This is a genomic window from Sphingomonas sp. GW821-FHT09E03 (genome assembly GCF_059416225.1).
In genome coordinates this window covers 383438-404522 of the sequence record NZ_JBWKOS010000004.1, presented here as the reverse complement: position 1 = coordinate 404522, position 21085 = coordinate 383438, and the positions used below count along the sequence as shown (strand labels likewise).

The 21085-nt window shown below is 65.1% G+C and carries 32 protein-coding genes; 27 read left to right on the top strand and 5 right to left on the bottom strand.

The window, feature by feature from the left end; genetic code table 11:
• Position 1: 1 nt before the first annotated feature.
• The 7 genes from AC07M8_RS12335 (at position 2) to AC07M8_RS12305 (ending at position 4540) form a co-directional block, all read left to right on the top strand.
• On the top strand, positions 2-364 hold the full coding sequence (locus tag AC07M8_RS12335; protein WP_495174611.1) for a hypothetical protein: 363 nt from the start codon (positions 2-4) through the stop codon (positions 362-364).
• The gene (locus tag AC07M8_RS12330) at positions 361-861 is read left to right on the top strand and encodes a glycoside hydrolase family protein (RefSeq protein ID WP_495174610.1); all 501 of its coding nucleotides are present in this window, start codon (positions 361-363) and stop codon (positions 859-861) included. Before AC07M8_RS12335 ends, AC07M8_RS12330 begins: the two co-directional genes overlap by 4 nt.
• Positions 858-1355, top strand: a complete 498-nt coding sequence (locus AC07M8_RS12325; protein WP_495174609.1) for a DLW-39 family protein — start codon at positions 858-860, stop codon at positions 1353-1355. Before AC07M8_RS12330 ends, AC07M8_RS12325 begins: the two co-directional genes overlap by 4 nt.
• On the top strand, positions 1306-1584 hold the full coding sequence (locus AC07M8_RS12320; RefSeq protein WP_495174608.1) for a hypothetical protein: 279 nt from the start codon (positions 1306-1308) through the stop codon (positions 1582-1584). The genes AC07M8_RS12325 and AC07M8_RS12320 overlap by 50 nt, the downstream gene beginning before the upstream one ends.
• Positions 1585-1600: 16 nt before the next feature.
• On the top strand, positions 1601-2095 hold the full coding sequence (locus AC07M8_RS12315) for a phage tail protein (protein ID WP_495174607.1): 495 nt from the start codon (positions 1601-1603) through the stop codon (positions 2093-2095).
• On the top strand, positions 2092-2757 hold the full coding sequence (locus AC07M8_RS12310) for a phage virion morphogenesis protein (protein ID WP_495174606.1): 666 nt from the start codon (positions 2092-2094) through the stop codon (positions 2755-2757). The genes AC07M8_RS12315 and AC07M8_RS12310 overlap by 4 nt, the downstream gene beginning before the upstream one ends.
• A gap of 611 nt (positions 2758-3368) precedes the next feature.
• Positions 3369-4540, top strand: a protein-coding gene (locus AC07M8_RS12305) for an IS3 family transposase (protein ID WP_495174605.1) whose coding sequence is annotated in 2 segments (ribosomal slippage) — positions 3369-3633 and positions 3633-4540 — 1173 coding nt in all. Because the reading frame shifts where the segments join, the coding sequence is not laid out codon by codon here.
• A 42-nt stretch (positions 4541-4582) separates the two neighbouring features.
• On the opposite strand, the gene AC07M8_RS12300 is transcribed toward AC07M8_RS12305, so the two are convergent.
• Entirely contained in the window at positions 4583-5272 is a 690-nt protein-coding gene (locus AC07M8_RS12300; protein ID WP_495174604.1) for a hypothetical protein, read from the bottom strand.
• Positions 5272-5832, bottom strand: coding sequence for an ATP-binding protein (locus AC07M8_RS12295; RefSeq protein WP_495174603.1), 561 nt, complete (start codon positions 5830-5832; stop codon positions 5272-5274). The genes AC07M8_RS12300 and AC07M8_RS12295 overlap by 1 nt, the downstream gene beginning before the upstream one ends.
• A gap of 310 nt (positions 5833-6142) precedes the next feature.
• Here AC07M8_RS12295 and AC07M8_RS12290 point away from each other — a divergent pair, with 310 nt between their 5' ends.
• The 14 genes from AC07M8_RS12290 (at position 6143) to AC07M8_RS12225 (ending at position 17481) form a co-directional block, all read left to right on the top strand.
• Positions 6143-7042 (top strand): baseplate assembly protein, encoded by a 900-nt coding sequence (locus tag AC07M8_RS12290; RefSeq protein ID WP_495174602.1) that lies wholly within the window; start codon positions 6143-6145, stop codon positions 7040-7042.
• Positions 7039-7575 (top strand): phage tail protein I, encoded by a 537-nt coding sequence (locus tag AC07M8_RS12285; protein ID WP_495174601.1) that lies wholly within the window; start codon positions 7039-7041, stop codon positions 7573-7575. The genes AC07M8_RS12290 and AC07M8_RS12285 overlap by 4 nt, the downstream gene beginning before the upstream one ends.
• 12 nt (positions 7576-7587) lie before the next feature.
• On the top strand, positions 7588-9495 hold the full coding sequence (locus AC07M8_RS12280) for a hypothetical protein (RefSeq protein WP_495174600.1): 1908 nt from the start codon (positions 7588-7590) through the stop codon (positions 9493-9495).
• 11 nt (positions 9496-9506) lie between these two features.
• Complete coding sequence (locus AC07M8_RS12275) at positions 9507-9770, top strand: hypothetical protein (RefSeq protein WP_495174599.1); 264 nt, start codon at positions 9507-9509, stop codon at positions 9768-9770.
• Positions 9771-9847: 77 nt separating this feature from the next.
• Positions 9848-10417 (top strand): phage baseplate assembly protein V, encoded by a 570-nt coding sequence (locus tag AC07M8_RS12270; protein ID WP_495174598.1) that lies wholly within the window; start codon positions 9848-9850, stop codon positions 10415-10417.
• 50 nt (positions 10418-10467) lie between these two features.
• On the top strand, positions 10468-10599 hold the full coding sequence (locus AC07M8_RS12265; RefSeq protein ID WP_495174597.1) for a hypothetical protein: 132 nt from the start codon (positions 10468-10470) through the stop codon (positions 10597-10599).
• On the top strand, positions 10596-10967 hold the full coding sequence (locus AC07M8_RS12260) for a GPW/gp25 family protein (RefSeq protein ID WP_495174596.1): 372 nt from the start codon (positions 10596-10598) through the stop codon (positions 10965-10967). Before AC07M8_RS12265 ends, AC07M8_RS12260 begins: the two co-directional genes overlap by 4 nt.
• 10 nt (positions 10968-10977) lie before the next feature.
• On the top strand, positions 10978-12147 hold the full coding sequence (locus tag AC07M8_RS12255) for a phage tail sheath subtilisin-like domain-containing protein (protein WP_495174595.1): 1170 nt from the start codon (positions 10978-10980) through the stop codon (positions 12145-12147).
• 43 nt (positions 12148-12190) lie between these two features.
• The gene (locus tag AC07M8_RS12250; protein WP_495174594.1) at positions 12191-12697 is read left to right on the top strand and encodes a phage major tail tube protein; all 507 of its coding nucleotides are present in this window, start codon (positions 12191-12193) and stop codon (positions 12695-12697) included.
• Positions 12698-12785: 88 nt separating this feature from the next.
• Entirely contained in the window at positions 12786-13100 is a 315-nt protein-coding gene (locus AC07M8_RS12245; protein WP_495174593.1) for a phage tail assembly protein, read from the top strand.
• Between the two features lie 8 nt (positions 13101-13108).
• Positions 13109-13225, top strand: coding sequence for a GpE family phage tail protein (locus AC07M8_RS12240; protein ID WP_495174592.1), 117 nt, complete (start codon positions 13109-13111; stop codon positions 13223-13225).
• 4 nt (positions 13226-13229) lie between these two features.
• Complete coding sequence (locus AC07M8_RS12235; RefSeq protein WP_495174591.1) at positions 13230-16073, top strand: phage tail tape measure protein; 2844 nt, start codon at positions 13230-13232, stop codon at positions 16071-16073.
• Between the two features lie 5 nt (positions 16074-16078).
• The gene (locus AC07M8_RS12230; protein ID WP_495174711.1) at positions 16079-16474 is read left to right on the top strand and encodes a phage tail protein; all 396 of its coding nucleotides are present in this window, start codon (positions 16079-16081) and stop codon (positions 16472-16474) included.
• Positions 16471-17481 (top strand): contractile injection system protein, VgrG/Pvc8 family, encoded by a 1011-nt coding sequence (locus AC07M8_RS12225; RefSeq protein ID WP_495174590.1) that lies wholly within the window; start codon positions 16471-16473, stop codon positions 17479-17481. Before AC07M8_RS12230 ends, AC07M8_RS12225 begins: the two co-directional genes overlap by 4 nt.
• Positions 17482-17486: 5 nt before the next feature.
• On the opposite strand, the gene AC07M8_RS12220 is transcribed toward AC07M8_RS12225, so the two are convergent.
• Genes AC07M8_RS12220 through AC07M8_RS12210 form a run of 3 tightly spaced genes read right to left on the bottom strand, consistent with a single transcriptional unit; the run spans position 17487 to position 18905 of the window.
• Positions 17487-17864, bottom strand: a complete 378-nt coding sequence (locus AC07M8_RS12220; protein ID WP_495174589.1) for a hypothetical protein — start codon at positions 17862-17864, stop codon at positions 17487-17489.
• Positions 17857-18177, bottom strand: coding sequence for a hypothetical protein (locus tag AC07M8_RS12215; protein WP_495174588.1), 321 nt, complete (start codon positions 18175-18177; stop codon positions 17857-17859). The genes AC07M8_RS12220 and AC07M8_RS12215 overlap by 8 nt, the downstream gene beginning before the upstream one ends.
• 2 nt (positions 18178-18179) lie before the next feature.
• Positions 18180-18905 carry an XRE family transcriptional regulator gene (locus tag AC07M8_RS12210; RefSeq protein WP_495174587.1) on the bottom strand — a complete coding sequence of 242 codons (726 nt, stop codon included), beginning with the start codon at positions 18903-18905 and terminating at the stop codon, positions 18180-18182.
• Between the two features lie 85 nt (positions 18906-18990).
• Between AC07M8_RS12210 and AC07M8_RS12205 the strand changes: the two genes are divergently transcribed.
• The 6 genes from AC07M8_RS12205 (at position 18991) to AC07M8_RS12180 (ending at position 21085) form a co-directional block, all read left to right on the top strand.
• Positions 18991-19347, top strand: coding sequence for a hypothetical protein (locus tag AC07M8_RS12205; protein ID WP_495174586.1), 357 nt, complete (start codon positions 18991-18993; stop codon positions 19345-19347).
• A 94-nt stretch (positions 19348-19441) separates the two neighbouring features.
• Positions 19442-19939, top strand: a complete 498-nt coding sequence (locus AC07M8_RS12200) for a hypothetical protein (protein WP_495174585.1) — start codon at positions 19442-19444, stop codon at positions 19937-19939.
• Complete coding sequence (locus AC07M8_RS12195; RefSeq protein ID WP_495174584.1) at positions 19932-20267, top strand: ogr/Delta-like zinc finger family protein; 336 nt, start codon at positions 19932-19934, stop codon at positions 20265-20267. The genes AC07M8_RS12200 and AC07M8_RS12195 overlap by 8 nt, the downstream gene beginning before the upstream one ends.
• Positions 20268-20364: 97 nt before the next feature.
• Complete coding sequence (locus AC07M8_RS12190) at positions 20365-20817, top strand: hypothetical protein (RefSeq protein ID WP_495174583.1); 453 nt, start codon at positions 20365-20367, stop codon at positions 20815-20817.
• Positions 20814-20954, top strand: coding sequence for a hypothetical protein (locus AC07M8_RS12185; RefSeq protein WP_495174582.1), 141 nt, complete (start codon positions 20814-20816; stop codon positions 20952-20954). Before AC07M8_RS12190 ends, AC07M8_RS12185 begins: the two co-directional genes overlap by 4 nt.
• Complete coding sequence (locus tag AC07M8_RS12180) at positions 20954-21085, top strand: hypothetical protein (protein WP_495174581.1); 132 nt, start codon at positions 20954-20956, stop codon at positions 21083-21085. Before AC07M8_RS12185 ends, AC07M8_RS12180 begins: the two co-directional genes overlap by 1 nt.

Sequence of the window (21085 nt, the reverse complement as noted above, 5' to 3'; positions counted from 1 at the left end):
GATGGACAAGCTCCTTCACGACGTCGCGCACGCGCTGCTCGCGTTCCTGGTCAGCCTCTGTCCGGCCGCACTCGGTGCAAGCGTCAGCCTTGTCTACGAAACCGGGCTCACCTGGGGCCGCCGCGTCACCCAGCTTTGGGTGGGAATCGTCGTCAGCTATTTCGCGACCAACGCCATTGCCGCCCTGTCCCCCTGGGGGCCGCTCGACCCGTTCGTGCGCCAAGCGATCGGCTTCGTCGTCGGTATGATCGCGTTCAAGGCCACGCCGCGCTTCATCACCAGCTGCGTCGAAACTGTCGCCGATCTGCCCAGCTCCATCCGGGATCTCATCCCGATCCTCCGCAAGAAGAAGGATGCCGCATGACCTATGACCGTGCAGTCCTGGCGCGCGAGATCGCGCGGGATGAGGGCGACAAGCTCAAAGTGTATTGGTGCACCGCCGGCAAGCTGTCGATCGGTAAGGGCCGCAACCTAGACGAGGTCGGGATCTCGGCTGCCGAGACCGCGCTGCTCGGCATCACCGTCGCGAGCTGCAAGGCCAAGGGTATCACCCAGGCGCAGTCGGACGCGCTGTTCGCCAACGACATCAAGCGCAGCGAAGCCGATCTCGATCGCAAGCTACCGTGGTGGCGCACGCTCGACGGGGTCCGGCAGCGTGTGTTGCTGAACATGTGCTTCAACATGGGCATCGGCAACAGCACCAAGGGCCTGCTCTCGTTCGTTAACACGCTGGCGAAGATCAAAGCGGGCGATTGGAAGGGTGCCGCCGCAGGCATGAAGGCCTCCAAGTGGCACGGCCAGGTCGGCGCCCGCGCAGAACGCCTCGAGGCGATGATGCTGACCGGAAAGGAACCGTCGTGATCAAGCTGCTCGCCGGCCTATGGGCCAAGCTCCGCGCCGAAGCGGCGTTCATCGTCCTGCTCGTCGTCGCCGCTGTCGGCGCCTACCTCTACGTCCAGTTTCAGCAGGTCCGCGCCGATCGCGACCAGCTGCAGCACTGGGCAGAGGTCACCTGCGCCGGATCCGGCACCGCTTATGCGGCGGAGGGCACGGCAGCGGCGGGGCGCGATTGCTCCGCCCGGGTCGCTGGACTCGCCAAGTTCAAGGCCACGGCCGACGAGCGCACCGCCCAGCTGCTCGCCCAGGCGATGGCTGACCATGACGCCCGACAGAACACCGACACCCAGGCGGCACGCGCCGCGGCCGAGGCCGCCCGCTCCGCCGCATTCCGAATGGAGGCCGCCGATGCCGAAGCTGAACGCAAGAATCTGGTCGATCGTGAGTGGTTTGCTGCTGTCAACGGCGTTGCTGGCCTGCGCGCCGCATCCGCAGCCGCCCGCGAGCCCGGTTCCTGATCCGATCGCGGTTCCGATCAAGGACACGCCGCCTGCCGAGCTGACCCGCTGCGCGGAGCGACCGCAGGGGTTGCCCGAGGATCCAGATCTGATCGCCCAGATCCCCACCAAGGTTCGTGCCGGCATCATCCGCCTGGCGCGCTCCTTCGGCGCCAACGCGGATAAGCTCGACCGGCTGATCAACTGGAACAAGCCCGGCGCGTGTCCCGCGCCGACGCCCGGCCGCTGATCGGAAGCTAAGCGTCATGAAGAAGCCCGACTCGGTCCGCGAGCTGCTGCAGGCCTTCGTGCCTGCTATCGCGGCAGATCCCACCAAGCTGTCGATGTTCGTCGACAAGGGGCGGGTCGCGGCGCGAGCGGGCACGCTCAGCCTGGAATATCGCTACACGCTCAACATCGTCGTCCAGGATTATGCCGGCGACGTCGACGAGCTGATGGTGCCGATCCTCGCCTGGATCGGCCAGCACCAGCCCGAGCTGCTGCAGCGCGCCGACCAGGAGCCGTTCCGCTTCGAGTCCGAACTCCTCGACGCCGACACCGCGGACGTCTCGATCTACCTCGAGCTGGACGAAGCGGTGCTGGTCATGGCCAAGGCAGGAGGCGGCTTCACCGCCGAGCGCGTCGAGGCACCGGCCGACGTCGACGATTTCGGCATCGGTTGCGTGCCGCTCTGGGAGCTGTTCCTCAACGATCAGCTTGTCGTCCAGACCAGCGACCCGCGCCACACCCCCGTCGAGTGAGCGACTTCGCCGAGATCGAGACGATCGCGGGCGCGCTGCTCCGCCAGCTCGCGCCGGCCGCCCAGCGATCCCTGCTGCGCAAGATGGCGCGCGAGGTCCAGAAGAGCCAATCGGCGCGGATCGGCCGCCAGCAGGCGCCGGATGGCCAGCCCTACACCCCGCGCCAGCCCAAGAAGGTGTTGAAGCCGGGCGCCTATGCCGTGCGGTTCCTCTATCCCAAAGGGGCGGCCGAGCCCCGCGTGGTGTTTATGAAGAGCTGGGTGCGCCAGGGCGCGCTGCTCACCGGCTATGATGTCGAGGCGGGCGGGATCCGCAGCTTCTTCTGGGATCAGGTTGCGCGATGGTTGCCGGTGGAGCGCGAAGAGCAGAACGCCGGTGCCGGCAAGTTCCGCCGCGGAGGCATGATCCGGCAGCGAGCCATGTTCCGCAAGCTGCGCAACGGCCGCAACCTTTGCGCCGGCGTCACTGACCATGAAGCGTGGATCGGCTTCACCGGACGCGCGGCAGAGATCGCCAACGTTCACCAGCAGGGGCTAAGCGATCGGCCGGCGCTGCATGCCAAGCCGGTGCGCTATGCCCAGCGCGGGTTGCTCGGCCTGACCCAGGCAGAGCGGACGCGCGCGCTCGATCTGCTGCTTGAGACGGTTACCACCGCGCTTTGACGATTGACAGATCCGGATAAAAGAGTGGCGGAGATACCCACCGCCGCGGCAGATACCACATCCGCCGCGGTCACGCATTTCCGCGGGTTAAGCACGCTTAATACCATCAATTTACTGAGACTGTACCCGATCGATTGACCCAGCAAATGCACCAGCTCATCTAGCCGACCAGCTCGGTGGGGCATCCCTTTGATCGTCCGCTCGTACCTCTCGGCTCATGCGAGCGACAAACGGAGCCACCTTGGCTGAATATCTCACCTACGCCGATTACGAGGAACTAGTTGGAGCTCAGCTTGAAGCAGCCGCGAGTGCATCGACGCCGGAGCAGCGCAATGCACATCTAGATCGGGCTGCAGTGCTGGCGACGAAGGCGAAGCCTTACGGGAGGTAGGAACGGACTAGCGCAGCTACGCTACCAAGGCGGCAAGAGGCGGCGGAAATACCCTCCGCCTGATGCATGCTTTTCTGGTAGGTCCAAAACCGATTGCACTCTGATGTCAGCAAACCGTACCCCGCAACCTAACGATAGAATATCGCTAACGTAGGCCTGAGCTGCCCCCTTCTGAGTGGTCCATCGACTATGACAGTCTGGACCAAGGAAGGGACGACGAATGCCTGCGAAGAAGCACAAGCCCGAGGAGATCATCGGAAAGCTGCGTGAGGTCGAGATCATGCTGGGCCAGGGCGGCACGACCGCAGAGGCGTGCCGCCGGATCGCGGTCAGCGAGCAGACCTATTATCGCTGGCGCAAGGAGTATGGCGGGCTGAAGACGGATCAGGCGCGCCGGATGAAAGATCTCGAGAAGGAGAACCTGAGGCTGCGCCGTGCGATCTCCGATCTGACGCTCGACAAGCTCATCTTGCAGGAGGCGGCGCGGGGAAACTTCTGAGCCCCGCGCGGCGCCGGCGCTGCATCGATCAGGTGAAAGAGGTGCTGGACGTATCCGAGCGGCGGGTGTGCCGCGTGCTCGGGCAGCACCGGTCGACACAGCGCAAGGTGCCGTGCGGGGCAGATGACGAAGCGGCGCTCACCGATGACATCATCGCCTTGGCCAAGCAGTACGGGCGCTACGGCTATCGCCGGGTCACGGCGCTGCTGCATGCGGCAGGATGGTCGGTGAACCACAAGCGGGTGGAGCGAATCTGGCGGCGCGAGGGGCTGAAAGTGCCCCAGCGCCAACCGAAGCGCGGTCGGCTGTGGTTGAATGACGGCTCCTGTATCCGGCTCCGGCCGGAGTATCCGGGACACGTCTGGGCCTACGACTTCGTCGAGGCCCGCACCCATGACGGGCGCAAGTTCCGCATCCTGACCATCATCGACGAGGCCAGCCGAGAATGCCTGGCGCTGGTCGTTGCCCGCCAGCTCAAACATGAAGACGTGCTGGCGGCTTTGGCCGACCTGTTCGTCGAGCGGGGTCCGCCAGCGCATATCAGGTCGGATAACGGCAGCGAGTTCATCGCCACCGCGGTCCAGAAATGGCTCGGGCAGATCGGCGTGAAGACGCTCTACATCGCGCCGGGCTCGCCGTGGGAGAATGGCTATAACGAGAGCTTCAACGGCTCGCTTCGCGACGAACTGCTCAACGGCGAGATCTTCTACAGCCTCGCCGAGGCCAGGGTGCTGATCGAGGCCTGGCGACGTCACTACAACACTGTCCGTCCGCACAGCAGCCTCGGCTACCGACCGCCGGCTCCGGAAGCAGCGACACCGCCATTGCCGGCCTCCGGTTCCGCTTCGCTCCACCTCCGACCGACAATGGCGGCGCAAACGACAATGCACTAACTACCAAACCGGACCACCCGGTGGGGGCTGCTCAGGCCTAAGCTACCGAAATTCTCGCCTGAAAAATGCCTCTTGGTCATGCCTAATCTGATTGGGATCGGGGTTCCACCCGAAGTAATCAAAGATCTTTAGCACGATTTCATTTGCAATTTCCACAGATCCTTTGGCGGCGTCTCCAGCGGTGATCCGAGTGACAACTGTGATATCGGCGGCTCCGTTTAATTGGCGATCAAAGAACGGCATTCGCCCTGCACCAGCGCTCAAGCGGTAACCCGCCGCATTTTTCAAAGAAATGGTTAGTTCATACCCGCCTTTATAAGGCACATGTCGAAACAGCCTTTGTGCAAATTCTGCAAACTCGGTGACGCCGTATGTCGCGTCAACAGTGTTAACCGTTTGCTTTCCGCCTTCGTCACCAAACATTCCAATCTCGCCGTGAAGAAGGCTATACGAGATGAATTGCCCGGACTTGTACATGCGCCAAAATTCGTGAAAACCTTGCCATTCGGTCCAGCTCTCGTAAAAATCGTCTCCTCGCCCATGGCCGCCTACGTCGTCTTCGTCACGACGCTCAACGTGAGGAAAATCCCAGCCACGCAAAGATACTTTGCTTGAGCTGACGATATCAAGACAACGGGCAAAGGTTAGTTCCTCTTTAAGAGGAACGATAGGCCGGATCAGGACACGCCAGTAGGCCATCTCCTGAATGCGCTCTAGCAAACCCGCCTTCATCACAATCCTCCAAGCTGCGCGTCATAGTCTGGCCCGCCTTCTTCAAGGGGAACGAAACCGATGCGTCGCAGTCTTGTTGCGCTTAGAGCGGCGGCTCTTTCAACCAAATCCCGCATATCAGAGCTGTTCCCTATTGGGGCGCTAGCTGGGCGTCGCGTCCGGCTTCTGAAGTATATCACGCCAGCTTGAACGTCGGCGCCGTCTCGATGACAAATAACAGGCACGTCTTCAAAAGGGCTAACGTCTATTACAACAAACGTTAGACCACTTATATCTTTAACAGCTTCGGACCGAAAAAGAACCCGTGGGTCCGCAAACGGAGCGATCGCATCTCGCATGATGTCATTATTGTAAGTCGCTGCTTGATCAGGCGTTAAACCCTGCCTTTGGAAAGTACCGTCTTCGACGCCGACGACTATACGGCCACCATCAATAACGTTAGCCATAGCAAGAATGTCTTTGACGTAAAGGTTGCGGTTCCAGCTAACTGCCGCCTTGAACTCGAGTGTGTCGGTCTCCTCCGCGCCGGTGAGCAGTGCCTCAACCTCATTTACGTCCATGGGAAGCCTCCGTTCGGCCGTCTGTGCAAAACGGCTAGTAGCAGCGAGTGCATTTGAAAAGCCGTACTATCCCAGGCGAGGTCTAGATCAGCGGCATTGTTCCTGACGCGGTGGAGACACCCTCCGCCTTGCTCGCGCATTTCTGCGGGACGAGCGACACATTGTACCCTCATGATACCCCTTCGGTTAATGTGAATGCCGGAGGCTCCGCCGCTTGGTCAGCGGATCTGAGGCGAAGCCGCCCTTGTAGAAACCCTCTCTACAAGGGTGCGCACTGGCCTGCCGCGTGCGCGGCGCCACGACAGGTTGCATGGCCGAATATGCGACCTTCACCGCCGTCGATCTGTCGCGGCTGCCCGCGCCCACCGTGATCGAGGCGCTGTCGTTCGAGCAGATCTATGCCGAGATGCTCGCCCGGCTGCGCGAGCTGCTGCCGACGTTCGACGCTACGGTGGAGAGCGACCCGGCGGTCAAGATCCTGCAGATCGCCGCCTATCGCGAGCTGCTGCTGCGCGGCCGGGTCAACGATGCGGCTCGGGCCGTGATGCCAGCCTATGCTCTCGGCGCGGATCTCGACCAGCTCGCGGCGCTGATGAGCGTGGCACGCCTCCTGATCACGCCGGCCGATCCGCTGACTGGCTCCGCAGCGGTGTACGAGAGCGACGACGATTTCCGCCGTCGCCTGGTGCTGGCGCCGGAGGGATATTCCGTTGCCGGACCCGAAGGCGCCTACATCTTCCACACGCTGTCCGCGTCGTCGGACGTGCTCGACGCCAGCGCCACCAGCCCCGCCGCGGGCGAGGTGCTGGTCACCGTGCTGTCGCGCGCGGGCAATGGCGCCGCTAATGCTGCGCTGCTCACTGCGGTGCTCGACTATGTCTCGGCCGAGACGCGCCGCCCGCTGACCGATCACGTCACCGTGCAGTCGGCCGAGATCGTCAACTATCAGGTGATCGCCACCGTCCGGACCTTCTCGGGGCCGGATGGCTCGATCGTGCTTGAGGAGGCGCGCAGCCGGCTCGCCGCCTATGTCGCCGAGAGCCATCGCATCGGCCGCGACATCACGCGCTCGGGGATCTTCGCCGCGCTGCATGTCGAGGGCGTCCAGAACGTCGTCCTCACCCAGCCGGCTGCCGACATCGTGGTTAGCCGCACCCAGGCGCCCTGGTGCACCGGGACCGACGTCACCTATGCGGGCCTCGGCGAGTGACCCTGCTGCCGCCCAACGCCACGGCGTTCGAGCGCGGACTCGAGGCGGCGACCGCCCGTGTCAGCGACGTGCCCGTGCCGCTACGCGACCTGTGGAACCCCGCCACCTGTCCGTTGCCGCTGCTGCCCTATCTGGCCTGGGCGTTGTCGATCGACGCCTGGTCGAGTGACTGGCCCGAGCTGGTCAAGCGGCGCCGGGTTGCTGCGGCGCTGCAGATCCAGCGCACCAAGGGCACCGCGGCCTCGGTGCGCACCGTCGTCGAGAGCTTCGGCGGCGCCGTGGCGCTACGGGAATGGTGGCAGACGGCGCCACGCGGGGCGCCGCACACCTTCGACCTGGTGCTATCGCTCGATGGCTTGGTCGGCGCCGAGCAGACCGCCGCCTTTGCGGATGCGGTCATCGCCGAGGTCCACCGTGCCAAGCCGGTGCGCTCGGTCTTTACCTTCAGCCAGGCGCTGTCCGCCGGATCCAGCATCGGCGTCATCGCCGCGGCTCGGCCGACCGTCTTCACCCGCCTCACGCTCGCCGCCTGAACAGGAGCCCCCATGGCGCTGCAATTCATCATCACCAACGCCGGCCGAGCGGCCATGGTCAATCCCGCTGGCGGCACCAAGGCCGTCCAGATCGCCTCGGTTGGCGTCAGCCCCACCGCCGTCGCCGCTGATCCCGCGATCACGGCGCTGCCAGGCGAAGTGAAGCGGATTACGACGATTGCCGGCGATGCCATCGCCACCGACATGGTCCACCTGATCGTCCGCGATGAAACCGACGCGAGCTATTCGGTGCGATCCTTCGCCCTTTATCTGGCGGACGGCACGCTGTTCGGCATCTACGGCCAGCCGGCGGTGATCCTCGAGAAATCGGCCGGCGCCGTCTTCCTGCTGGCGGTGGATCTGGCGCTGGTCAACGTGCCCGCCGCCAACATCACCTTCGGCGCCACCAACTTCCTCAACCCGCCTGCGACCACCGAGCGTGCCGGCGTGGTCGAGCTGGCGACGGACGCGGAAGCCGCAGCGCTGGTCGACGCGCTGCGGGCGCTGACGCCCAAGAACATGGCGGCGATCTTCACTGCGGCGAACGTCCTTTCCCGCCTCCTGCAGGTCGACGGCGCCGGGTCGGGGCTCGACGCAGATCTGCTCGATGGGCAGCAGGGCGCATATTACGCCGATATCGTTGGGCGCCTGGGATATACGCCGATCAACCCGCTTCCGCCGGTGGGGACGGATCAATGGTACCGGGACGGACGCTTCCGGTTCACCTCAACGCGTAATACTGGCGCGCGCGACGGTGCTCTCGGCGGTTCGTTGGTTGTGTCGTCAGATGGTGCTGCGGGCAGCGGTGCAACGATGACCTTCCATAAGTTTGGCTCCTTCGCTGTAAACATGGGTTTGGACAGCGACTTTGTGTTCCGGATCGGGGGTGGAAGCGCAGACGCTTCGCTCTTCGCGCTTACTCAGTTCGGCGACCTGGCGCTTGCGGGCAACAAAGCCTGGACCGCTGGCAACGACGGCGCCGGCAGTGGTCTAGACGCGGATCTGCTCGACGGGCAACATGGCGCCTATTACGCAGATATCGTTGGGCGTCTTGGCTACACGCCAATTAATCCGGTTCCAGCTGCGGACACGGAGCAATGGTACAGGAACGGGCGCTTCCGTTTCTCGTCCACCTTGAACACCGGCGCCCGCAATGGAAACTTAAGCGGATCGCTTGTCGTCTCTTCGGACGGTCAGGAAACAAGCGGTGCCACCATGACCTTCCATCGGTTCGGCTCCTTTGCAGTTAATATGGGGCTGGACAGCGACAACGTGTTCCGCATTGGCGGAGCAAGCGCAAATGCTGCGCTTTTGGCGTTGGACCAGTTCGGTCGCATGACGATCGTAGGAGCAATGGGAGTTGGAACCAGCGCGCCCCTGCGAAAGCTTTCCGTGACCTTCACCGGCGATGAACTCAACGGGCTGGGTTTGCATAACGACAGCGCCACTGCGAATGATAGTCACGGTACAGCCATCATGGCGACCAATACCGCTAACACGCTGCGCAACTGGCTGGGTCTATATGGCTCGTCGCTACGCTTCTGCACCTCTGACGTGGAGCGAATGCGGATCACCGATGGCGCGATTAACGCTTTTCGTCCGCTGCAGCAGAACGGCTCACAGGTCTGGCACCTCGGCAACGACGGCGCCGGATCGGGGCTCGACGCCGATCTGCTCGACGGGCGCCAAGCAGCCGAATACGCCCTTTTGGCGGGCGCCGCATTCACCGGCCCGGTCTCCAAGTCTGGTGCGGGGCGGTATGTTCATTACGCGGATCCCGGCACCGTCGGCGATACGATCACCCGCAGCCAAAATGCTCCGACCGGCAATACTGACGGCGATATCCATTTCCAAGTCGATCCCAGCAGTGGAAAGCTGACCGTTTGGAACAACTACGGCGGCACGTGGGTCCACAGTTAAGGAGAACTTGTATGAACGTCACGATCGGCAACTATGACCGCACTGCCAAGACGGTGCCTGTCACCTTTGAGGAAGGTGACGTGATTCACAAGCGGGACGTCAACGCTGTCCTCACCAACAAGGGCACCTACGACAAGGCGGGAACCGCTGCGCGCGTCGACGATGTCGCCCTGGGCGTCGCCCAAAAGATCGCACTGGGCGTGATCAAGACGGTGCCGGCGGAAGATCCCGCCGCCGACGCGCAAGCGGCTGCCGACGCGCCCCCCGCCGCCTAAGCGCTGCCCTTGTAGAAACCCTCTCTACAAGGGCAGGCTCGCGCCTTCCGCGGCAAGGCTCGCCAATGTCGCCGCTCATGAGCGACCTGCCAGATCCTCGCCGCGTCATCGGCAACATCATCCAAATCGGCACGATCGAGAAAGTCGATCTTGCGAACGCGACCTGTCGCGTGCGCGTGGGCGACACCGTTTCCGGCGATATCTGCTGGGTGGTGCAGCGCGCCGGCAAGACGCGCACCTGGTCGCCGCCCAGCGTCGGCGAGCAGTGCCTGCTGCTCTGCCCCGAGGGCGACACCGACAACGCGCTGGCCGTGCTCGGCCTGTTTTCCGACGCGAACCCCGCGCCCTCGACCGAAGACATCGACCTGATCCGGTTCGATGATGGCGCGATCCTCTCCTACGACGCCAAGGCGCACCTTCTTGTTGCCCAGCTGCCCGCCGGCGGCAAGATCCAGGTCGATGCGCCGGGTGGCGTCAAGATCAACGGCCCGGTCGAGATCACCGGCGCGGTCAAGATCACCGGCGACGTCGGCATTCAAGGCACGGCCACCGCCAGCGATGACGTGGTAGGCGGCGGCAAGAGCCTCAAGGGCCACAAGCACACCGGTGTCACCGCCGGCGGTGGGATCTCGGGGGCGCCGCTATGAGGGTCAAGGCGGGAGATGCCTGGCACTCGGTCGAGCCCAGCCAAGCCATCATGATCGAGTTCAGTGAGGCCGACCTCAAGAACATCGCCAACATGGCACCTGGTGCGCGGTTCTACGGCGTGTTTCACGACGAGGACGCTCGCGATGCGGATGCGAAGCTCGCCTGGATGAAGCAGCCATGATCGGCATGAACGGCCGCACCGGCAAGCCGCTCGCCGGCGTCGATCACCTCAAGCAATCGATCGGCGACATCCTGTCGACCCCGATCGGCACGCGCATCGGCCGGCGCGACTATGGCTCGCTGCTCCCTGAGCTGATGGATCAGCCAATGAACCCGCTCGGTCGCATGCGCCTGATGGCGGCGACGGCGCTGGCGCTGCTGCGCTGGGAGCCGCGGATCAAGCTCACCAACGTCACCATCCAGCAGACCGCGCCAGGCGCCTTCTCCGTCGTGCTCGAGGGCAAGCGCACCGACGTCGCCGGCCCGAACGCACTCGCCAAGCTCACCATCCCGCTGCCGAACAACGGCAGCCCCACCGTTTACGCCTGAAGGAGCCACCATGCACGGCATCACCATCATCGAAGCGACCGAGGGCACCCGCTCGCTGGTCACCGTTGCCACCGCCGTCATCGGCCTGGTGGCGACCGCCTCGGCCGCGGCCGGCGCCGACACCACCGCGCTCAACGCCGCGTTCCCGCTCAACCGGCCGGTGCTGGTGACGGATCTCAACGCCGCGATCGGCGTCGCCGGCGATGGCGGCACCCTGGCGCGCACGCTGCGGGCGATCGCCGACCAGGTGAAGGCGCCCACGGTGGTGGTGCGCGTCGAGGAAGGCGACGATGCGGCGGAAACCAGCGCCAACGTCATCGGCGGTACCGTCGACGGCATGAAGACGGGCCTGCAGGCGCTGCTCGCGGCCGAGGCGCAGCTCGGCATCAAGCCGCGGATCCTCGGCGCACCGGGGCTCGACACCCACGCGGTCGCGACCGCGCTCGCCGTGATCGCCCAGCGGCTGCGCGGCTATGCCTATGCCTCGGCGATCGGTGTCGATGTCGCGGCGGCCAAGCTCTACCGCGCCGACTTCTCCGCGCGCGAGCTGATGCTCGTCTATCCCGACTTCCTCGCCTTCGACACCGGCGCCGCGGCGAACGTGACCAGCTTCGCCGTCGCGCGCGCCCTCGGCCTGCGCGCCCGGATCGATCAGGAGCAGGGCTGGCACAAGTCGCTGTCCAACGTCGCCGTGGAGGGCGTGCTCGGTCTCACCAAAGACATCCAGTTCGACGTCCAGGATCCCGCCTGCGAGGCGATGCTGCTCAACGACAGCCAGGTGACCGCGCTGATCCGCGCCGGCGGTGGCTTCCGCTTCTGGGGCAACCGCGGCTGTGTCGAGCCGACCTCTCCGTTCAGCTTTGAAACCGCCACCCGTACCGCCCAGGTGCTGCTCGACACCATCGGCGAGGGCATGATGTGGGCGATCGACAAGCCGCTGCGCCCGAGCCTCGCCAAGGATATCGTCGAGACGATCAAGGGTACCATCAGCGGCATGGTCACTGCCGGCCAGCTGATCGGTGGCAAGGCATGGTTCGAGGCCGACAAGAACCCCCAGGCGAGCCTCGCCGCGGGCAAGCTGGCGATAGACTATGAGTTCACGCCGGTCCCGCCGCTCGAAAACCTCGCGCTCACCCAGCGCATCACCGACACCTATCTGGCCGACTTCACGGTCAGCTGACGGCCTGCGCCCGCCTTTTCCCAATCGATCCAGGAGCTGAACCGTGGCCTTTCCCCGCAAGCTGAAGAGCATGAACCTGTTCAACGAGGGCCAGAGCTATCTGGCCGAGACCCAGTCGGTGACCATGCCGAAGCTGGCCCGCAAGCTCGACGATTATCGCGGCGGTGGGATGGACGGCACCGTCAAGATCGACATGGGCGCCGAGGCCATGGAGATGGAATGGACGCTGGGCGGCCCCGACCTCACCGTACTCCGCCAGTTCGCGCGCCCCGGCGTCGCCAGCACCTTCCTGCGTTTCGCCGGATCCTACCAGAACGATGCCACCGGCGCCTATGATGCCGTCGAGATCACCGTGCGCGGTCGCCACGAAGAGATCGACATGGGCGAGTCCAAGGTCGGCGAAGGCGGCGAGACCAAGGTCAAGACGCAGTGCGCCTATTACCGGCTCGATTGGAACGGCCAGACCGTGATCGAGATCGACATCCTCAACATGATCTACATGGTCGATGGCGTCGACATGCTCGCCGAGCAGCGCGCCGCGATCCTGTGACCGACACCCCCGCAAGGGGGCAGCCGCGCCGGTCGCGCCGGCAACGGCGCCTCCACGATCATCCCCGCCTCAATCCGAGTAACTTCTCATGAACGACGATCAGAACAAGCCCGCCACCATCACCGTCAACCTCGACTTCCCGTTCGCCCGCGGCGAGCAGACCATCGACAAGGTCCAGGTCCGCCGGCCGCGCGCCGGCGAGCTGCGCGGGCTCAACATCGCCGACCTGGTGCAGATGAACGTCACCGCGACCGCCACGCTGCTGCCGCGCATCACCACGCCTGTGCTGACCGCCCAGGAGGTCGCCCAGCTCGATCCCGCCGACTTCACCCAGTTCGGCATGGAAGTGATGGATTTTTTGCTGCCGAAGGCGACGAAGCAGGCGGCCTCCCCCGAAGCGTAGACGAGGCGATGGCGGATCTCGCCATCGTCTTCCACTGGTCGCCTGCGGCCATGGACCCGATGACGCTGCCCGAATTGATGGGCTGGCGTGCCAAAGCCGTAGAGCGGCACAACCCGGAGGGCTGACCCGATGGATCGCGACCTTCGCATCCGCATGATCCTGGAAGCGAGCGATCGGGTCACTCGCCCGCTGCGGGATATCGCTGGCGGCAGCCGCGCCGCGACCGGGGCGCTGAAGGAAACCCGCGACCGGCTGAAGGAGCTGGAGCGGGCGCAGAGCGACATCACGTCGTTCCGCAAGCTGAAGACGGAGATCCGCGGCTCCGAGACGGAGATGCAGGCCGCCCAGGCGCGTGTCGCCGCGCTCGCTCGGCAAATGAGCGAGACCAGCAACCCGACGCGCCAGCTCACCCGTGATTTCGAGAAAGCCAAGCGCGAGGCAGCGGGGCTGAAGTCAGAGAATGATCGCCAAGCTCAGTCGCTGCAGCAGGTCCGCGACCGGCTCCGCGCCGCTGGGATCAGCACCGGCGATCTGGCCGGCCATGAGCGCCGGCTCCGCACCGAGATTGCGGGCACCAATCGCGAGCTGACTGAACAGACCGAGCGCCTCGGCCGAGCCGACGCCCGCGCGCGGCGCTTCGCCGAGGCCCGCGAGCGGTTCGGCCGCACCCAGGGCATGGCCACCGGACTCGCTGCCGGCGGCGCCGCGGGGATTGCCACCGGCATGACGCTGGCGCGGCCGCTGGCGAGCTCGGTCGAGCAGGCGCAGCAGTTCGAGTCGGTGATGACCGACATCGCCCAGAAGGCGAACCTGTCGCGCGTCCAGGCCGCGGCCATGGGTAAGGAGCTGCTCGCCGCCTCCCGCGCCGCCAACCAGCTGCCCGATGCGCTCCAGGAGGGCGTCGACACGCTGTCGGGCTTCGGGCTCGATCCGACCCGCGCGGTCGCGATGATGAAGCCGATCGGGCGCGCTGCCACCGCGTACAAGGCCGAGATCAAGGATCTGTCGGCTGCCGCATTCGCCGCGAACGATAACCTCAAGGTGCCGATCGAGCAGACCTCCCGCGTCATCGACATCATGGCCGAGGCGGGCAAACAGGGTGCGTTCGAGATCAAGGACATGGCGGCGGCGTTTCCATCGCTCACCGCCGGCTACCAGGCGCTTGGGCAAACCGGGGTCGGTGCCGTCGCCGATCTGTCGGCCGCGCTGCAGATCGCCCGCAAGGGTGCCGGCGACAGCGCCTCGGCCGCCACCAACGTCAGCAACATCATCCAGAAGATCGCCTCGCCAGCGACCATCAAGGCGTTCGCGAAGATGGGCGTCGATCTGCCCAACGCGCTGAAGAAAGCCTATGCGGATGGCAAGACGCCGCTCGAGGCAATCGCCGAGCTGACCAAGAAAGCGACGGGCGGCGATCTCGGCAAGATCGGCTTCCTGTTCGAGGATGCCCAGGTGCAGCAGGGCCTGCGCCCGCTGATCCAGAACCTCGACGAATACCGCCGCATCCGCGCCGCGGCGGCCGGCGCCAGCGGCACCACCGATCGCGATTTCGCCGAGCGCCTCAAGGACTCGGCCGAGCAGAGCAAGCGGCTCAAGATCCAGGCGACGGCGCTGGCGATCAGCATGGGCACCGTCCTGCTGCCGGCGGTGAACGCGATCGTCCAGAAGGCGGGCGTATACGCCGATCGACTGGCGAACCTGTCCAGGCGCCACCCGCTGCTGACGAAGGTGGTGGTGCTCGGCGCCGCGGCGCTGACTGCCATGTTCCTGGTGCTCGGCGCCGGCGCCATTGCGCTTGCCGCGTTCATGGGGCCGATCGCGATCGTCAACGCTGGCCTGGTCGCCATGGGCGTCTCGGGAGGGTTGGCCTCGGTCGGCCTGCTGCCAATTCTCGGCACAGTGCTGGCCGTGGTGGCGGCGGTCGCGCTGCTCGCTGGCGGTGCCTACCTGATCTACAGCAACTGGGGCGAGGTCGCCGGCTTCTTCTCGAACCTGTGGACCGGCGTGCAGGCGCTCTTCTCCAGCGGCACCAACGCCGTGACCGGGATCTTCAGCGGCATGTGGAGCGGCGTGAAGGCGCTCTTTTCCATGAGCCTGCTAGAGGTGGGGCAGAGTATCGCCTCTTTCGTCGGCTATGCGCTCGGGTCGCTCTACCGCTTCGGCTCCGCCGCATTCTCCTGGCTCACCGGCACGCTGCCGGGCCTGCTGTCGTCGGGTTGGAGCGCGGCATGGACCATGCTCACCGGAGCGATCGGCGCCTCGGTTTCGTGGCTGACCACTCGGCTGCCGGCGATGCTCGCCAGTGGCTGGAATATCGCCTGGAACGCCTTCCGGGGAGCCGTGCGAGCAGCGTTCGTCACATTGCCCGCCATGTTCTTCGACTTCGGCACCATGATCATCAGCGGCCTGTGGAACGGCATCAAGAGCGCGCCGGGGCGGCTATGGTCGGCCGGCAAGGCACTTGCTGGCTCGCTTGCCGGGGGCTTCAAGGCCGCTGCCCAGATCAGATCGCCCAGCCGCGTTTTCATGGCGCTGGGCGGTCACATCGTCGGTGGGCTCAATGCGGGGCTCGATCGCGGGCATGATGGTGCGATCGGGCGCATGCGGCGCCTGACGCGAAACATGGCCGCGGCTGCTGCTCTTCCTGCGCTCGCGACGGGCGCACTCGTCTCGCCGGCCATCGCCACCGCCGACAAGGTCGCCGCGCGCGGTCGCGGCGTGAAGATCATCAGCACGCGCCTGCCGTCGACCAGCGGTCAAGGCGCTGGCAGCTCGGGCGGCGCAGGAGGCGTCGCTGGCCAGGGGGGCAGCTATACCGCGCCGATCTACAACATCACCGTCCAGGGGGTTGCCGGCATGGATGAGCAGGCATTGGCTCGCGCTGTCGCCCGCGAGTTGGACCGGCGCGAGCGAGATGTCCATGCGCGCCGGCGCTCGAGCTACCGTGACGATGCCGATGGAGCCGACCTGTGAGCACGATGATGTCGCTGGGCATGTTCGCCTTTTCGCTACCGACGCTCGCCTACCAGGAGCTGCAGCGCGACAGCGCCTGGCGCCACGCGCGTAGCGGTCGGATTGGCGCGATCGACGCCGTCCAGTTCACCGGGCGGGAAAACGACACCATCTCGCTCACCGGCGATGCGCCGGCCGAGCTGATGGAAGGTGCCGCTTCGCTCGAGCGGCTGCGCGAGATGGCGGAGGAAGGGGAAGCCTGGCCGCTGATGGATGGCACCGGCCGCGTCTATGGCGCCTTCGTCATCACCAATATCCGCGAAGGTCAGCGCTCCTTCTTCCCTGACGGCACCGCGCGCCTGATCCAGTTCGGCATCGATCTGCTCGAGGTTGAGGATCAGCAGCAGGGCGCCGGCGCGTGACGGCCGTCACCAACATCGCCGATTACAAGGTGACGCTCAACGGGCAGGATCTGACCGACAAGCTCCGACCGCGCTTGGTTTCCCTGCGACTATCGGAGCGCCGCGGTGGCGACGCGGACCAGCTCGAGATCGTGATCACCGACCATGACGGGCGTATGGCGATCCCCTCGGCCGGCGCCACGCTTAGCGTCCAGCTCGGCTGGAAGGCGGGCAGCGACGTCACCGTTGGCCTGGTCGACAAGGGCAAGTTCGTCGTCGACGAGGTGCAGCACAGCGGCCCGCCGGATCTGATCACCGTCCGCGCCCGATCGGCCGACCTCACCAGCGATATCCGCAGCCGGCGTGAACAGAGCTGGCACGACACGACGCTTGGCGCGATCGTCAACCAGATCGCCGGCCGCAACAAGCTCACCGCCCGCTGCGCCCCAGCGCTGGCCTCGATCAAGGTCGAGGCGTTCACCCAAGGGCGGGAGAGCGACATGGCGCTGCTGCGGCGGCTCGGCCGCGAGCATGACGCGACCGCTACGGTGAAAGCCGGCACGCTTATCTTTGCGCCGATCGGCGTCGCCACCACCTCCAGTGGCGCCAAGATCCCCGGCCTGACCATCCAGCGACGCGACGGCGACCGGCATAGCTTCCGCATCGAAAAGCGCGAGGAGGCTGGCGAGGTCGAGGCGCAATGGCACGATCGCAAGGGTGCGAAGAAGCAGACCGTGAAGGCCGGTAGCGGCAGCGGCCCGACGCGCCGGCTGACCCGCACCTATGCCAGCGAGGCCGCGGCCAAGAAAGCGGCGACGGCCGAGAGCAGCCGAGCCGCCCGCGCGCCGCGGAAGCTAGACTTGGGGCTCGCCCTCGGCCGATTGGAGATCTACCCTGACCGACCGGTAACGGTCGCTGGCTTCAAGGCCGAGATCAGCGCCGTCAAGTGGCTCGTATCCGACGTCACCCACGAGCTGCTGCCCGATCGCGGCTTCACCTCGGCGCTGACGCTAGAGAGCGCCGCGTAATCGGCTCACTTCTGAGCCGCATCCTTTCGCTGCAGAAGAGTGTCTAGCTTGCCATTGATGGTCGCGTCCGACTTGGCCTGCTGAACCTCCATCGCCGACATCCGCCGATCGACGGCTTCAAACTTCTCGTTGAAGTAGAAATAGAGGCCGCCGACCATCAGGGCTAGCGCAACGACCGCAGCAACGCCGCGGTTGAGGAGCGCGCGGACGTCTTCATGGAGCTGGCCGAGCTGGCGGTCCACGCTGATTTTCCAATCGTCAGTCACGCCGCCTGATGTGCCACCGCCACCCCCGCCATTCAAGCGCGTGTCGGCTTCTTCGATCGCCCTTAGCCGCTGCTCGACTGAAAAAAGGGCGCGAAGGCGAGTTTCGGGTTCAGCCATTTGGCACCGCATTTACCGTCTGGTCGGCGACCGTGTTGATGATGGCGTGTCCAGCAGTCACAGTATCTCGCAAGTCGGCAATCACTGCTTCCAAGCTGTACGATTGGTTGTTCGCGACCTTCTGCAGCGCCTCCGCCAACGATAGATTGAAAGTTATCTGCGCAGCGACAAAGTCCATGACCAAGCCGCCGTTTACAGACGAATTGGCATACTTCAGACGCAATGCGTCTAGCTTGGCGTCGGGAACGCCCGCACGGCTAAGTTGGGAGAGCACAGTAGCTACCGACAGCTCGTTGGGTGATGTCTCGCTCACCATCAAAATCCTAACGCCTCGTCCCAAGGCATAACGCGATGAACGGCCGAGACTTGCTCGTTGGGCACGTCAAATACCGCATCAGGATTAAACTGTCGCAGGACCACCGCTCCGGGGCGACGGCGGACCAGCTGCTTGATCAGGACGTGGCGCACCTCTTCGCCGTCAAACGTCGGGCCTCGCAACTGCACCACCACGTCATCGCCGACGCCGGGCGAGCGCCGCGGATCCACAAGCACCCGCCGCCCCGAATCATAACGAGGTTCCATGGAATGGCCGGAAACCTCCAGCACGTACAAATCCGGGCGGCCTGTCACCCCAATGGGCCGAGCCATGAAGTCGAGGGGCGTCACCATGTGCACCTCCGTTTGCTCAACACGCACCACCACGCCGCCGTCGCCACTAAACTCCATGTCTGCGCCTAGCGCGCTACCGTAAATAGGCAGTGTCTTTGGCAGGCGGCGGAGTTGTTCGGGGCGGATCGGCAAGCCGGCATCGAACGTAGGGACGATACCGGTTTCGCGCCCCAAGAGCCAATCCGCTGTCGTGCCCAGCTCCTCGGCAATCGCGTCGAGCCGGTCAATCGCCGGCATCGCATTCTTCTTCAGGATGTTGCGAATGGCATCCGGCTTTCCCACGGCAGCGAGCGAAATTTCCCGTGCCGATAGGTTCAGCTCCGTGAGCTTCGCGGAAATCCGCTCCTGTATCGTTTGCAGCTGCGAGTTCATGCGGCACCTATGCAGCATCAAAAAACGGCAAGCGAGCGGCAGATGTCCATTGACATCCGCTGTCCAAATACCGCAGTGCCGATGCATGGATGCCGCATATGAGAACGCCATGCGAACACTTGCCGACGCCTACGAGGAGCAGATTGCTGCGTGTGGCGGAAGGTCGCTGGCTCGAGTCGCGACAATCGTCGTCAATAATGGATCCTTCTTCCAGCGATTGAGAGAGGGAAAACCATTTCTCGTTCATAATCTCGAGCGATTTGCAGCATGGTTTCGTGACCCGCGAAACTGGCCTGATGACCTTATCCCTCATGATGCGCAATTAGCGCTGATCAGCATTGGTCGCCCCTCTCTAGCAGTAGATATGAAGCATATGTGCCTCACGGGCAGCGGCGATGTCGCCTTCGATATCCTCTCGGTTTCGCAAGGCGTGGCACGTTGAGCCGTCTGTACCGCATCGGCTACTTCGGCGAGCGTAAGCCCGCGCCCTGGTGGCAGCAGCTGCTCTACCGCTTCGGCCTGATCGGAGCTGGCCGATGACCAAGCTCCGCGCGCCTCGTACCTTCAAATCGGCCATGCGCCGTGTCATTGGCGTCATCGAGAAGCCGGCCTGCCGCGCCATCACCAGCGTGGGCGATCGGACAATCGGCTACTGGACGGAAGAAAGCTGCTCAGCAACGCCGAGGATCCATCACGCGCTCGCGCTCGACGCCGCCTACAAGGCTGCCGGCGGACAGGGCGCTCCGTTCCTCGACGCCTATGCGTTTCAGCTTGAGGTCACCGTTAATCGGCAGGACGCCTGCACGCGCGCCTTGGTTGCGGAGATTGCCACCGCGGCGAAGGAGTGGGGCGAAACCGTCGCTGCCGCCCTCGTCCTCACCAGTTCCAATGCCTCGCCGCTGGATGCCCATCGGGCGTTCGCCGAGGCGCAGCAGGCAGCAAGCGCGATCGAAGCGCTGATGCGGCGCCTGGCGAGCTTCCTCCCGAACGGCGTGGCGCCGGCCGCGGGGAACACCGGGGGGTTAAATGCCTAAGAAGCTCACACGTCTGCCGTCGATCAAGTGCCCGCATTGCCGCAACAAGACCATTGTTCGCGACAGCCAGGAAGTGACGCTCTGCGTCCGCGAGCTGCGCATCGTCTGCACCAATGACGACTGCGGGTTTAGCGCCGTCGCCCAGCTGTCGTTCGTGCGTGAGATCCGGCCGAGCGCCAAATCCAACCCGGAGGTCCGCCTCCCTTTTGGAGCTTGGTCGGCACCAAAGCCGGCGAATGAAAATCATCCGGCACCGGCCAATGATGATCGCCGCGTCGAGACTGCTGCGCTCATTTGCGAAGCGCTGGCCGGCAACATGAGCACCTAGCCCGACGCGGCTTCGCCGCATTCGCCCCCTGTCGACCTGACCCCGCCGAAAGCGCCCGCTTCCGGCAACGCCACACCCTTGCCTGAAAGGATCGCCCATGATGCACGCTTTTCCCCGGACGTTCGCTCTCCCCAAGAAGCGCGGCGAGCGTGCTCTCTGCGCAGACGCGGAGGCTCTCACGCCGGCCGCGTACCTGCGCCTCCGCCGTGAGGCTGCCGGCCTGTCGATTAGCGTGGCCGCAGGCATGCTCGCGCGCAACGCCGACGAGGTCGCGCCGGCGTTGGACCTGATGCATGTGCTCGAGACGCCGGGCAACGTCGCGCGCCGGCCCGAGACGCTGGAAAGCCTGCGCACCGTCTTCCCGTTCGACCCGGACGTGTACCGCCAGCTCGCCACCGAGCCCGCCGATCGCCACCCGCGGATCTGCCGTGGTTGCGGCTGCAGCCATTGGGATCCCTGTACCGACGGTCACCATGCCTGCGCCTGGGCGACCGCCACCGCCTGCACCCAGTGCCTGCCGGACTTCGAGCGCGTGGAGCGCTGCCAGTGACTGCCGCCCGGCTCTACGCCGCGCGGTCGCGCCGGCGCCGTGTGCTGCGCGCGGTCGCCATCACGCTGGCGGCGCTGGTCGCCATTCCTGCGGGCCTGTTGATGCTGGTCGTCAGCGTTGCCGGGGCGCGGCGCTGATGGCCGGCATGGCTCCTGTGCTGGCGGCGGCCGCGTTCGCCGGTGCCGCCTCGGCGTCGATCGGCATCATCGCCGCGACCGTGAACCCGCAATGGCGGCGCATCGCGCGGCTCCTGGCTGAAGCGCGGTGA

Excerpts from the sequence above, each read along its gene's own strand:
- AC07M8_RS12295 (WP_495174603.1), bottom strand. The coding sequence starts at position 5,832 with ATGGACGTAAATGAGGTTGAGGCACTGCTCACCGGCGCGGAGGAGACC.
- AC07M8_RS12280 (WP_495174600.1), top strand. The coding sequence starts at position 7,588 with ATGGCGCTGCAATTCATCATCACCAACGCCGGCCGAGCGGCCATGGTC.
- AC07M8_RS12315 (WP_495174607.1), top strand. The coding sequence starts at position 1,601 with ATGAAGAAGCCCGACTCGGTCCGCGAGCTGCTGCAGGCCTTCGTGCCT.
- AC07M8_RS12190 (WP_495174583.1), top strand. The coding sequence starts at position 20,365 with ATGATGCACGCTTTTCCCCGGACGTTCGCTCTCCCCAAGAAGCGCGGC.
- AC07M8_RS12265 (WP_495174597.1), top strand. The coding sequence starts at position 10,468 with ATGATCGAGTTCAGTGAGGCCGACCTCAAGAACATCGCCAACATGGCA.
- AC07M8_RS12255 (WP_495174595.1), top strand. The coding sequence starts at position 10,978 with ATGCACGGCATCACCATCATCGAAGCGACCGAGGGCACCCGCTCGCTG.
- AC07M8_RS12290 (WP_495174602.1), top strand. The coding sequence starts at position 6,143 with ATGGCCGAATATGCGACCTTCACCGCCGTCGATCTGTCGCGGCTGCCC.
- AC07M8_RS12180 (WP_495174581.1), top strand. The coding sequence starts at position 20,954 with ATGGCCGGCATGGCTCCTGTGCTGGCGGCGGCCGCGTTCGCCGGTGCC.
- AC07M8_RS12240 (WP_495174592.1), top strand. The coding sequence starts at position 13,109 with ATGGCGGATCTCGCCATCGTCTTCCACTGGTCGCCTGCGGCCATGGAC.
- AC07M8_RS12195 (WP_495174584.1), top strand. The coding sequence starts at position 19,932 with ATGCCTAAGAAGCTCACACGTCTGCCGTCGATCAAGTGCCCGCATTGC.
- AC07M8_RS12200 (WP_495174585.1), top strand. The coding sequence starts at position 19,442 with ATGACCAAGCTCCGCGCGCCTCGTACCTTCAAATCGGCCATGCGCCGT.
- AC07M8_RS12235 (WP_495174591.1), top strand. The coding sequence starts at position 13,230 with ATGGATCGCGACCTTCGCATCCGCATGATCCTGGAAGCGAGCGATCGG.
- AC07M8_RS12270 (WP_495174598.1), top strand. The coding sequence starts at position 9,848 with ATGAGCGACCTGCCAGATCCTCGCCGCGTCATCGGCAACATCATCCAA.
- AC07M8_RS12245 (WP_495174593.1), top strand. The coding sequence starts at position 12,786 with ATGAACGACGATCAGAACAAGCCCGCCACCATCACCGTCAACCTCGAC.
- AC07M8_RS12330 (WP_495174610.1), top strand. The coding sequence starts at position 361 with ATGACCTATGACCGTGCAGTCCTGGCGCGCGAGATCGCGCGGGATGAG.
- AC07M8_RS12230 (WP_495174711.1), top strand. The coding sequence starts at position 16,079 with ATGATGTCGCTGGGCATGTTCGCCTTTTCGCTACCGACGCTCGCCTAC.
- AC07M8_RS12335 (WP_495174611.1), top strand. The coding sequence starts at position 2 with ATGGACAAGCTCCTTCACGACGTCGCGCACGCGCTGCTCGCGTTCCTG.
- AC07M8_RS12275 (WP_495174599.1), top strand. The coding sequence starts at position 9,507 with ATGAACGTCACGATCGGCAACTATGACCGCACTGCCAAGACGGTGCCT.
- AC07M8_RS12220 (WP_495174589.1), bottom strand. The coding sequence starts at position 17,864 with ATGGCTGAACCCGAAACTCGCCTTCGCGCCCTTTTTTCAGTCGAGCAG.
- AC07M8_RS12210 (WP_495174587.1), bottom strand. The coding sequence starts at position 18,905 with ATGAACTCGCAGCTGCAAACGATACAGGAGCGGATTTCCGCGAAGCTC.
- AC07M8_RS12260 (WP_495174596.1), top strand. The coding sequence starts at position 10,596 with ATGATCGGCATGAACGGCCGCACCGGCAAGCCGCTCGCCGGCGTCGAT.
- AC07M8_RS12205 (WP_495174586.1), top strand. The coding sequence starts at position 18,991 with ATGGATGCCGCATATGAGAACGCCATGCGAACACTTGCCGACGCCTAC.
- AC07M8_RS12300 (WP_495174604.1), bottom strand. The coding sequence starts at position 5,272 with ATGAAGGCGGGTTTGCTAGAGCGCATTCAGGAGATGGCCTACTGGCGT.